Origin of the sequence: Variovorax sp. J31P207 (assembly GCF_030316965.1) — a bacterium.
GTDB lineage: Bacteria > Pseudomonadota > Gammaproteobacteria > Burkholderiales > Burkholderiaceae_C > Variovorax > Variovorax ginsengisoli_B.
This window is the reverse complement of the sequence record NZ_JASZYN010000005.1, coordinates 374,408-385,487: the sequence shown is the minus strand read 5'-3', so window position 1 is coordinate 385,487 and position 11,080 is coordinate 374,408. Positions and strand designations below refer to the sequence as shown.

Sequence of the window (11,080 nt, the reverse complement as noted above, 5' to 3'; positions counted from 1 at the left end):
GGTCACTTTGAGACCATCTACACATCACTCTCTTGTTTCTTCCGGCGAGCCGGAGGTGCTGCATCCCACGTCAGGGAGCGATTGGCCGGGCTGTGAGTTTATTTTGCGCTCAGGCACTGAGCATGCGGCAAGAGCGAAGGTATGACAGACATTCGCCGCTTTTCCTCCCGGCGCCAGAAGCTTGATTCCGAGTTTCTGACGCAACGCCTGAAGGGGGCCAAGTCCTATCGACGCATTGCTGGCTACTTCCGGAGTTCCATCTTCGAGTTGGTTGGTGAGGAAATTGCCGACATCCCCAACGTCCGAATTGTCTGCAACAGTGAGCTGGACCTAGTCGACATCGCCGTCTCGAAGGCGGCGCGCGAGGCCTCATTGAAGGAAATGTGGAACGTGGTTCCGGTAGAGGCCGAGTCGCTGCTGTATCGCGACCGATACCGCAAACTGTTCGAGCTTCTGACGCGTGGCAACGTTCAAATCCGCGTCGTTCCGAAACAGATGGTCTTTCTTCACGGGAAGGCGGGTGTCGTCGAAGGCGCGGATGGCTCCAAAACGTGTTTCATGGGTTCCATCAACGAAAGTCGGAGTGCGTTCGCGGCGAACTACGAGATTCTCTGGGAGGACCCTTCGCCTGAGGGCGTGCAGTGGGTAGAGGAAGAGTTTGACGCGCTCTGGAAGGAGGGCCATCCGCTTCCCGATGCTATCGTTGAGGAAATATCACGTGTTGCAAATCGCGTCGAGGTGAGGTTCGAGGGGCTGCCCCCTTCACAGGTGCCAGCGGCGAGCTTGGTCGAAGCGCCCCTGTATCGAGGCGGCGAGCAACTGCAGCCCTGGCAGCGGTCCTTCGTGACGATGTTTCTCCAACATCGTGAGGTCTATGGGAAGGTACGGCTCCTGCTTGCGGACGAAGTGGGGCTCGGGAAGACGCTTTCTCTTGCCACTAGCGCGATGGTGTCGGCGCTCCTCGACGATGGAAAGGTCCTCATCCTCTGCCCGTCCACGCTGACGCTTCAATGGCAGGTGGAGCTTAAGGACCGCCTCGGTATCCCGAGTGCCGTATGGCTCTCCAACAAGAAGGTGTGGCAGGACCAGAACGGGCACATCATCAAAACACGGGGGGCCGCGGACGTTACGCGCTGCCCGACTGCAATTGCCATCGTGTCCACTGGACTCATCTTCCACATGAGCACAGAGCGCGAGGAGCTGCTGAAAGTGCGGTACGGAACAGTGATTCTCGACGAAGGGCACAAGGCGCGCACAAGTCGCACCCTGGGCAGCGACGACGGTGAGGCGAACAACCTGCTGGAGTTCATGCTTCAGATTGGCCCTAGAACCCGCCATCTGCTTATCGGCACGGCTACGCCCATCCAGACCAACGTCGACGAGCTCTGGGACCTCTTGAAAATTCTCAACGCCGGAGCAGACTTCGTGCTTGGGCGCGCATATGCGAGCCAGTGGCACGTCTCCGAGAAGGTATTGCCGTACGTCAAGGGAGAAAAGAGTCCAACCGACGGCAAGGAAGCCTGGGACCTACTTCGTGCGCCGCTCCCCCCGCACTCGGAGGCCGACTCGCGCATTTTTCAACTGCGCATGGCTGCCGGCATTCCGGACGAGACCTTCTTCAGCCAAGAGCCATATTCAGACCTTCCGTTTATGGCAACCATGGCCATCGACCAGATGGTCAATGCGGACTTCTTCAAGGAGAACAATCCGATTCTTCGGCATACGGTTCTTCGGCGGCGAGCGGTATTGGAGGAACGAGGACTCCTTGAACGGGTCGCAGTTGACGTTCACCCGGACCCGAAAGCCGAGGCCGGAACCTACCTCGGTTTGAACCTCAATGGCCTTGGATTGATGGCGAGTCTCCCGTTCGAGCTGGCCTATAAAGCCGCCGAGGGTTTTACGGCGGCTCTGAGCAAGCGCACCAAGGCGGCCGGCTTCATGAAGAGCCTGCTGCTACAACGAATCTGTTCGAGCTTCGCGGCCGGCCGGTCCACAGCTCAAATGATGCTGGATAAGAGACCTATCGAGGATGATGAGGCGGCGGAGCAGATTGCTGACGCACTGTCCGTGCTGACGCCGGAGGAAGCCGGGCACCTGCAGACTATCGTCCAGGAATTGACTCGTCCGGAGGCGCGCGACCCGAAGTTGGCAGCAGTGAAGTACTTCCTATGCGAGCACCGTACAGAAGGCCGGACCTGGCTTGAGCACGGGTGTATCGTCTTCAGTCAGTACTACGACACTGCCCTATGGGTAGCCTCGGAACTCGCAAAACTTCTCCCCAACGAGACGGTGGCGGTCTACGCCGGCGTCGGCAAGAGCGGACTGTTCCGCGGTGAACTGTTCTCAACTGTCGAGCGGGAGCACATCAAGACGGCTGTCAAGCGACGCGAGCTACGGCTGGTAGTCGCCACCGACGCTGCCTGTGAGGGCCTCAACCTCCAGACGCTGGGGGCCCTGATTAACGTCGACCTTCCCTGGAATCCTTCCAGGCTGGAGCAGCGTCTTGGTCGCATCAAGCGGATTGGCCAGGTGCGCAAGTCCGTGGACATGCTCAACCTCGTGTATCACGGAACACGGGATGAGAACGTGTACCAAGCCCTGTCGAAGCGGCTCAAAGACAAGTTCGACATCTTCGGCGGCTTGCCGGACACCATCGACGATGACTGGATAGAGGACCAATCTCGCTTGGAAGAAGAGTTGGACAAGTACCTGCACCTCCGAGACAAGGCAAGAAACGTCTTCGAGTTGCGGTATCAAAGCGACGAGTCCCTGGCCCCAGATGAAAACCGTTGGGAGCTGTGCTCTCAGGTGCTTTCTCGCAAGGACATTGTGGAGAAACTTTCTGCTGGCTGGGGCTGAGAGGTTTGCCTCTTTCGAGGGGCAGGACCTTCCGGCGGAATGAGTCCTTAGGCTGTGCGCCTTCGGTCGGCGTTTAGACCTTGAACTTGGTCGGCGCCAACTGTTTCAGCCTCTCCTCGAAACTTGGCTTGTTCAAAGATTGCACTGGGAACAGCATGAATAGGTACTGTGTGCGCCCAAGTGCGCGAAGTACTTGGACAAACCTCTCAAGGTTCGCTTTCCCATGGGACTCGAGCGGACGCATTTGTGGTCGATTGCTATGCGAACGTATTGCGCGCGGCGTTTCTGAAGCGGAGGCCAATCGCCGTCCGCTCAATCGCGAGCGGGCGACGCAGGGCTAACCGAAGCTGGTCGAGACCCCGGCACGACGCCGTTCGACGGGCGCCGCAGAAATGGGGGTGTAGTTGATTGCGGATTCACGACGACGAAAGCGGATTTCCGCGGGACAGGGTCAGAAGCTGACAAACCCACCTCTCCGCACCGCAGGCGGGGGGCATCGACGCTCGGCCTTGCCCAACAACATCCGGCCTCCCTCCTGAGGCACCGCAAACCTCAGGTCAGCGGAGGAGAGCTCTGCAACGAGTGTTCCCCCGGAAATGTTGACACCCCATCCCCAAGCTTCAAGGGCGGCTCGTGGCAGACTCAGGCGAAGGTCTCCCTTGTGAGCGAAGGTCAGGACGCTGGACCAAGACTTGCGGGCGTCTTCACATTGGGCCAACCAACTCAAGCGCCGAAGGGCAGTGTCGCTCTGCTGAGCTGCCGCCAATGGCCCATTCGCTTGAACAAGCAAGCCGTCTTCCTCCTGCGAAGCTCCGAGGTATAGGGCCAGACTGTTCGGTGTCATAAGCGCATCGAGCACCGTTGCGGTCCAGAGCCAAAGCTCGCGGACCAGGAGCGCCGCTGGCAAATAGACCTTTGTTTCCCCGTCGTTGACCACATAGATGGCGTGGCGGGTGGTGGCGACAGAGCGAACGAATGAACGGATGAGTCGACCCGGTTGAAGCAGCAAGCTGAGTTGAGATAGGTCGGGAATCCGCACCCGAAAGCTCGTAGTGGGGAACTGGTCCGGGGGCAGGATGGATGGCTCGAATATCCGCCGATTGAACAGCCAGGACGCTGGCGCATGGCGCATCACCCAGGCACCTCCCTGCCGGTGACATGTCTCAAGCTCGAGCCCGCGACTTGTGCTCCGCCAGCCGTTCACCCAACCCAGGTTTAGCGGAGAAGCAGCGTCTGCGCTTTCACACATCATGGCGAGCCTCGCGAGCTCTTTCGCGCGCAAGAGCGAGCAGTGCCGCTCCCCCATCCGGCAGACGGGCGCGATTGATGCGAGCTCGCCACAGAAGTTGTGAGTCCGACAACAGGTTGCCGGCCACGCCCGTCAGCGTGGTGGTCAGACGCCTCAACTGGTACGACTCCACGGATTCACGCAGGGCGGCAAGCGTGCTCACCGACCTCGGGAGCCGCGGGCCGTTGTGCTTCAGGAGCGCACGAAGACCAAGCGCTCCAAGAACGTGGTTGCTGGAAGCCCTGCGAGGCGGGATTTGACGCAGCGTCGCCGCGACTTGTCTACGAATGAGGTCGACTACTTCTGCGTCTCGCGTCGCCCAGTCCACACGGCGCAAGGGTACCGGCGACCCGGCCGTGGATGTGTTCGGTCGCCAGGCTAGCAACCAGGGGCGGTCGTTGCGATATAGACGAGCGTACAGCGCTGGCGCTTCGCCGCGAAGTTGCTTTTTCCCTGCGCCAGAATGCCGCGTCGCGAGCGAGGTCCAGGCCGCGCGGTCGGGAAGAATATCGCGAACCGGCTGCTCGGTTTCCGGCGGCATCGGCTCAAGCAATCTCGAGGCTGTCTTCCAGTCCACATCTAGCGCCCTGGCAACGGCGTAGGTCTTCAGCCCCAGATTTGCCAAGCCGGCTGCCTCTTTTCGCAGCTCCGGTGACCGATAAACGCGCCAAGCCTTGGCGCGCTGCTCGGCTGCTTCGTGCTGCGGCGGTTCCGACCGCGACGCCGCGCGTTTGGCGTCGACGAAGTGGGAAAGCAGGACATACTTGAAGGGATGCAGCCGTCGACGAGGTCGTCGGAGTGCCTCGGCCAGCCACCCCAAATGGTCGTCCCGCCCGTCGACGCGCAGGGCGGCCTCAAGCATGACCGGGCTGAAGTGCTCTTCAAAGGCGCCCCGCAGACGGGCAAAGCCTTGTCGACCAGACGAGAAGCCACAAGCCATCAGGTCTTCGCGGTAGTCAAGAATCGTCGCGCAGGCGCGAGCGGGAGCGCTGAGGAGCTGCGCACTGCGCGCGGCAATGGCCTTCACCGTCTCCGAGCGATGGAGGTGATTCACCAGCGGGGACAGTCCCTCGGTCACGTCCTCGAGGGGTACTGCCAAGTGCTCATGCCTGCCAACAGGTCGAAACGGGATGCTCGTCCTGAGGAGCGGAACTCCGTGCCTATGACAGACCAGGACGCCGGGAAGGTGGTGACTCCGACGCCAGAAGGATTCGCCGAAGGTCGCGAGGTCATCTTGACGACATTTGGGGCACAGCTGAAACCACTTCGGCGCCACCGCCGAACCCGCACAAACGCCCAGGCGAACCTGCAGATTCCCGCCCTTGGACGCCATGCAAGCAATGACTTCCGCCTGCCGCTCTGCGCCCAGGAAGTGGGTGTAGTACCCCACCATCGTGTGCCGAAGAGCGATTTCCTCTGGGCTCAAGTGCCAACTTGCTCGTGCATGAGCGGCAAATTCCGCAAGATTTGACGGCAGGTCAGGTACGGCTAGCACCGATTGTCGACCATAGACGGCCTTCATGAGGTTCTTTGGGCTCCAGTAGCCATATCGAACTGCGGTCCGGGCGACCACGCTGTAAAGCAGCTCGTCGGGATAGGGCTTAGGCAACGTCCGCAACGGTCTCGTCCTTGCTGTCCTTCGCGCGAAAGTACGCGGCAAGTGCGTCCTCGGTGAGTTTTACGTGCGTTTTGTGGGTGGCGGTGAGAACGCTTTCGACGAGCCGGCGAGCGTCTGCTTCGGAAAGACCAATCGCAGAACGGACATGTGCGGCCGCACGGGCGACAAGGCTCGTTCCGGGCTTCGCTTCAGGTTTGCTGACTTCGCCCTTAGGGATGAGCAGTTGCTGCTTCTGAATGATTTCGTCGATGTCGTAGCTGTCGACATCCTCGAACTTGGCGATGCGATTGGGTTGCTTCGAACGCAAGGCATTCAGGAGCGGCTGAAGAATCTCGAATTCCGTGCGGGCGATGGTGCGAAAGAGTTCAGGCGTGAGGGTCTCCTTCCCTTGGCTCAGTGCCTGCAGTTGGGAGACCAGGAACATGTCCACGATGAATGCAACGACGCCTTGGGTCTCCTCGAAGATGACATCGCGGAACTCAACCGTGAGCTCGCCCGGCTCGCGTAGCCACTGAAAGGACCACAACGTTTCCACCAGCAGGTCGAACTCCGCGCCTCGCGTGAGGGGGCGCCAAGTCGCCCCACCGAGAATGCCCGCACGCCGACTATGGCGCGCATCGAGCTGCAACACCGCACGGGCTTTGAACGTGCCCAGGACGAGCAGCGGCAGCTTGAGCTCATTGACCAGTTCCTGGTACCAGTTCAGGAGTTCTTCCCGGCCGCCGCTCTTGCGCACGCTGACGTTCTGCAGCTCATCCAGAACCAGCAAGCCCAGACAATGTGCTCGAGCGAGCTGCTTGACCTGGTTCATCAGGACTTCAAGCGTTACGTTTTTTGCCGACTTCGGCGCGTGCGCCGTCCCCAGCACGTCATCGAAAGCACGAAGAATGTTCAGCGCCAGTTCCTTGACGCTGCCGTCCCGCGGGCACTCCACTTTCAGCCAGACGACCTGGTGCAGGTCGAGCTCATCGTGCAAGATGTACTGTGGGTACGCTGCGAGTACTGCCTCTGTTGTGGTCGACTTTCCCATTCCTGAGACGCCGATGAGGGAGAAACTGGTGATGGTGCGGACTTCGGAGAAGGCAAGTGGCTCCTTCTTGCCAGATTTTTGGGCCGCGGCGTAGTTGCGCTGCAGCGCTCGAAAGTGGTCGCCCTTCAGAGGATTGCGCTTGCGATACCCTGCCCGGATGAGCATGTCCAGGCGCCGAGAAAGCTGGCGTGCCCGTTCGGCCGGAATGAAGAAGTCCTTGAGCTCGGCCACGTAGTAGGAGCGCAGGTATCCCGGGTCACGCAACTGGGACTCGTCAAAGGCCGGCAAGACTGTCAGTTGCTCCAGCCACTCCTCGTCAGATTTGACTGCTGGTAGCGCGAGAACAAGGGCATTGGTGTTTGCCTCGGGTCCCGGGCGCCGGGTGTACGAGGCGATGAGCGGCGCGACCGCCGGCGAATTGAGGTCAGTGAGATTCATTTGGGGTCAGTCGGGCTGGTGGTCGGGGGAGGGGGCAGCCTGCGACGCGCTTCGAGCAGCCGACGGACAGAATCCGCAGTGCGGTTCGTCACCTCGTCGGCTGGCGCGGACTTTTGTTCATCGGCGTCGACGACATTTCCGGTCGGGTCATCGCCGGTGGTGTTGAGAAATACCTCGGAAGTCATCAGGTTGATTTCCTCCTCACGGTTTGAGCGAATATCGCGCGTGCGCTCCGCGCGCGTTTCACCACGCGGCTTGGCGCGTTCCGCCAACCGGCGGCTGCGCGCCGCGTCTTCGATGGTGTCTCGGTAAGCGGAGAGCTGGTCCGGTAGGTTGGTCCAGAAGGCCGACGCGTTTTGTCGCCTTTTCTGGAACTCGAGAGCGGCAACCTCGCTGAAGCTCACGCCGCCAAGACGTCGGCTTCGAGGAACCAGGGACAGTTCGTGCGCGGGCCCTCGTGCCTCGGAGGGAAGTGCCACCGCGACGCCACTCGCGAGGGGGTGATACACAACATCAACCAACTGCTTTCGGTGCAGGGCCTGAGCGAACCACGACTGCCGCCGAAGCTCTTCACCCATGTAATAGAGGCCGCGGTACAGCTGCAGTCCGCGTTTTGTCGTGGTCATCTGCGCCTTTGGCCAGAGATGGCGCTTGAGGTGCATGTCGGAAAATGTGCGCACATCGGAACGGAGGTTGTCGACACCCCATTTCCAGAGGCTGACCGGTACAAACGGGACACCGTCCGCAATGACCTCTGGCCAGCCTTCGTAGTCGCGTACGACCCGCGTATTTGCAATCACAACTGCGTTGATGACCGCGCGGGTGATGGCCTCGAGCGTCATGGCGCTGCGAAGCACTGCTGGCTCCGCGTCACGACCTGCCAACTCCTTGTCGATGTAGCCCGGAAGGAAAGGTCCAAACACCGCGTGCAGAGTCCGGAACATGCGTTCGACGATGCCCTTGGCATCGCCCCTGTAGGCCGTGGCGTTCTCGACGTCGATGTTGAAGCCGGCAGACAGCCTATCGGCTTCTTCCGACTTGAGCTCGCCTCGGTCACCCATCAGATGCAGTGGCATATAGCCAGTCGGCCACATATCCGAAGTAATCTCGATGCCGTACTCCCGACAGAAGGCTACCTTGTCGACGGAGCAGTTCCAGACCGCCAGCATTGCCCCTGCCCAGCAGGGTGGCTCCAGTCCAACATAGATGCCTACCACCATGCGAGTGAACTGGTCGATGACAACGTACAGAGTGGGGCGCCCTACGATGCGGCGAGGGTTGAAGCGAGAGACCGCGTACACGTCCAAAACAGTGGCATCAATGTAGTAGCGCGTGCCAGGGCCGCGAACCTCTTGCAGCGTGCCCGTAAGCAAGGGCTTAAAGGCAAGTTCAAAGCGACGCTGCGACATCCGTTTTAGCTGGCGCACGTCGAACGGGTGTTCGTGCTTCCAGTGATACTCGAACTGTTCGAACGTCGGTACCGCGTCGTAGTTTTCAACCTCTAGGCGTTGGGTGTCGTCCCTTCGCGGCAGCATCCTGACGTGCTCGGGATAGCGACTGATGAGCATCCATTCCCACGCCTTCTTCAGTCCTCGCCCGTCACGACCAACCGGCGCGCTCGCCCAGGCAAGAATCATGTTGCGCCGATGTGGCTCGGTGGCCGCAACACCGGTGCCTGGTTGGATGCTGCGTGGCCGTCCTGGTTTCGGGGCACCTTCGGCGGCGATACGCTGGACGCCGGGCGCCCCGCAACGCCACATCTGGGTGACCACGGCCTCCTTGGTCTGGCCGTGTTGCCAGTACAGCCGCAAGGTTGAATAGAAGAACGGCTTGGAGAAGATGCCGAAGTCGGCAAGCCGCCGAGCGAGTCGCCCTCGGAACTTTTGTTCCCAGACCCTTTGGCGAAAGCGCAGGGTGAACTGAATCAGGCGCCACCGCCGCTCGATGAGTTCCTTGTCGTAGGATGACAGGCTCATGAGGTTGATGGATTCGACAATCTCCTCGATGACGACGAGCTCGTCGGATGCGATTCGACTCAAAGTCTTGAGCTTGCCTTCGAAGCGCGGTAGAGCCCCTGAGGTATGAAGCTCGATGAGCACGAAATGCGTTGTGGTGATGTCCTTGGTCTCCGTTGAGGAAACTTCATCCAACACTCGCCATACCGTACCTGTCGCGCGCTCCTTGACGAGCGTGTTGACCGGCAGCATCATGCCCAATGCTCCAGTGCCGCAGGGGTTGTCGCGTAGGCGTGCATAGGAAGCAGTTCCAAACCAACGGGGCTGCTGAGGTCAACGCGGAGGGACCCGCGTGCGACCAAGTGCATCGCGATTTGGTAGACGACATTGGGCGTCGTGTGGAAGGACCCGGCCAACATTCGGCAGGACTTCGCGAGCGATGCCTCGCTTTGAGCGAGCACCTCCTGTAGTAGCCCCTGCACCAGACCGCTCACATCGACGACTTCGATGAATGCGAATTGACTGATGTCGTAGTAGCCCCTTACCGAGTCATAGTTGAGGTTGAACGGCTCGTCGAAAAAGCCCTGGTCGATGAGCTGCAGCTCCATCGCGTGGGAGTGCCAGAAGGCGCGCGTGATATCCATCAGTTCCTGTTCGCGCGGACTCAGCGTCTCGGGGTCGTACTTGAACGTGTATGGCACCAATCGTTGCCCCCCTGGCATCCTGATGGTCACCAGAAAGTCGAGCGTCATGACGTAGGGCGTGCCATCCAGGGTCCTCGGGTGGCGCAGGCCCAGCTTTTGCGCCAAGCGAAAGGTCTCGAATCGGTCCATCGGAAACTGCTCCCGAATCTCCTCAACCTGCGTGTCGGCCTCGAGCTTCAGAAAGCACTTCCATTCGCCGTCAGACAGCAGGTGATGAACTCGCTTTGACTTGACGCCGAATGGCCGGTGCGAGCGTCCACTCGAAGGAACGTCCTGAATCTGGAGCCACGGCAGATAGGAGGCTCCCATGCCGGCCCCCCGTCCTTCGGCGATGAAGCGCTGCACGCGGGCCTCGTCGAAGGAATATCGCAGGCGCGTCATGGCGCGACGCGGGGGCCGCGGCCCGATGAGCCTCGCCGCCCTGGAGGTCGTGGCAGTGTCAAGGCGTTCCTGTTGGCCCTGATGTCCACGGCGTTTGGGCAGCCGTGCTGCTTGGGCGGGCCACCACAAGGTGCTTGGCACTGGCTCGTCAACGTCAACTCCTGAAGGGTTCGCTTGGACCCTCGAGCTGGATAGCCCGCGTGTCCAAAAAAGCGCGCAGCTTATCGGTTGGACAGCGGACCAACAAATTGAGTAGGAAATAATCAGTGCGCGGTTCTTGGTTATTTTCGTTTTAGATTGGGCTGAACACGAGCACTGGTGGTTTTGGTTTCAAATCAATCAGTGTTGCTAAACATCTATTTGTACGACCTATTACTTAAAATTCGGTACGCTTTTCAATGAGAAACGTTTTAGGTCTTGTGGAGTTTAGGTGGTTATTTGCGGGTGTTGACGAAATCAAATCAATGAGGTAGATTTTTGCCCAATAGAGAATTGGAGTGTTGAGGATGGATAGGGAATTTTTCGAAGGCCTTTGGGCCACCGCGCCAGTCGAAGGTCGACCTGAAATTTGGCTGAGCGAGTGGCAGGTTTTTGAAGTGAAGATGCCGAGGAAACCCCACCGCACCCGCCATTTCGTGGGGTGGTCGATTCAGGACAGGTCGGGGATGGTCAGTTCGCAGGTCGAATCCTTTGACCCGGCCTCCATGAGAGGCGTGACCGGGAGCGGGAGGGTCTACGAGCTCCGCGGTCGGCCCGGTTGGAACGCGGATGCGGAGCACACATGGCGGGGGTGGATGCGCGTCAACG

General features: G+C 60.1%; 5 protein-coding genes. 1 reads left to right on the top strand and 4 read right to left on the bottom strand.

Annotation, left to right across the window (positions count from 1 at the left end):
- Window positions 1-141 precede the first annotated feature (141 nt).
- Window positions 142-2,859 (top strand): phospholipase D-like domain-containing anti-phage protein, encoded by a 2,718-nt coding sequence (locus QTI68_RS19700; RefSeq protein WP_286523725.1) that lies wholly within the window; start codon window positions 142-144, stop codon window positions 2,857-2,859.
- A 1,241-nt stretch (window positions 2,860-4,100) separates the two neighbouring features.
- Here the strand turns inward: QTI68_RS19700 and QTI68_RS19695 are convergent.
- From QTI68_RS19695 to QTI68_RS19680, 4 genes are read right to left on the bottom strand one after another with little or no spacing between them, the layout of a single operon-like run.
- Complete coding sequence (locus tag QTI68_RS19695) at window positions 4,101-5,720, bottom strand: TnsD family Tn7-like transposition protein (protein WP_286523965.1); 1,620 nt, start codon at window positions 5,718-5,720, stop codon at window positions 4,101-4,103.
- A gap of 28 nt (window positions 5,721-5,748) precedes the next feature.
- Window positions 5,749-7,233, bottom strand: a complete 1,485-nt coding sequence (locus QTI68_RS19690) for an AAA family ATPase (RefSeq protein WP_286523724.1) — start codon at window positions 7,231-7,233, stop codon at window positions 5,749-5,751.
- Window positions 7,230-9,443 carry a TnsB C-terminal domain-containing protein gene (locus tag QTI68_RS19685; RefSeq protein WP_286523723.1) on the bottom strand — a complete coding sequence of 738 codons (2,214 nt, stop codon included), beginning with the start codon at window positions 9,441-9,443 and terminating at the stop codon, window positions 7,230-7,232. Before QTI68_RS19685 ends, QTI68_RS19690 begins: the two co-directional genes overlap by 4 nt.
- Window positions 9,440-10,273 (bottom strand): TnsA endonuclease N-terminal domain-containing protein, encoded by an 834-nt coding sequence (locus QTI68_RS19680; RefSeq protein WP_286523722.1) that lies wholly within the window; start codon window positions 10,271-10,273, stop codon window positions 9,440-9,442. The genes QTI68_RS19685 and QTI68_RS19680 overlap by 4 nt, the downstream gene beginning before the upstream one ends.
- Between the last annotated feature and the right edge of the window lie 807 nt (window positions 10,274-11,080).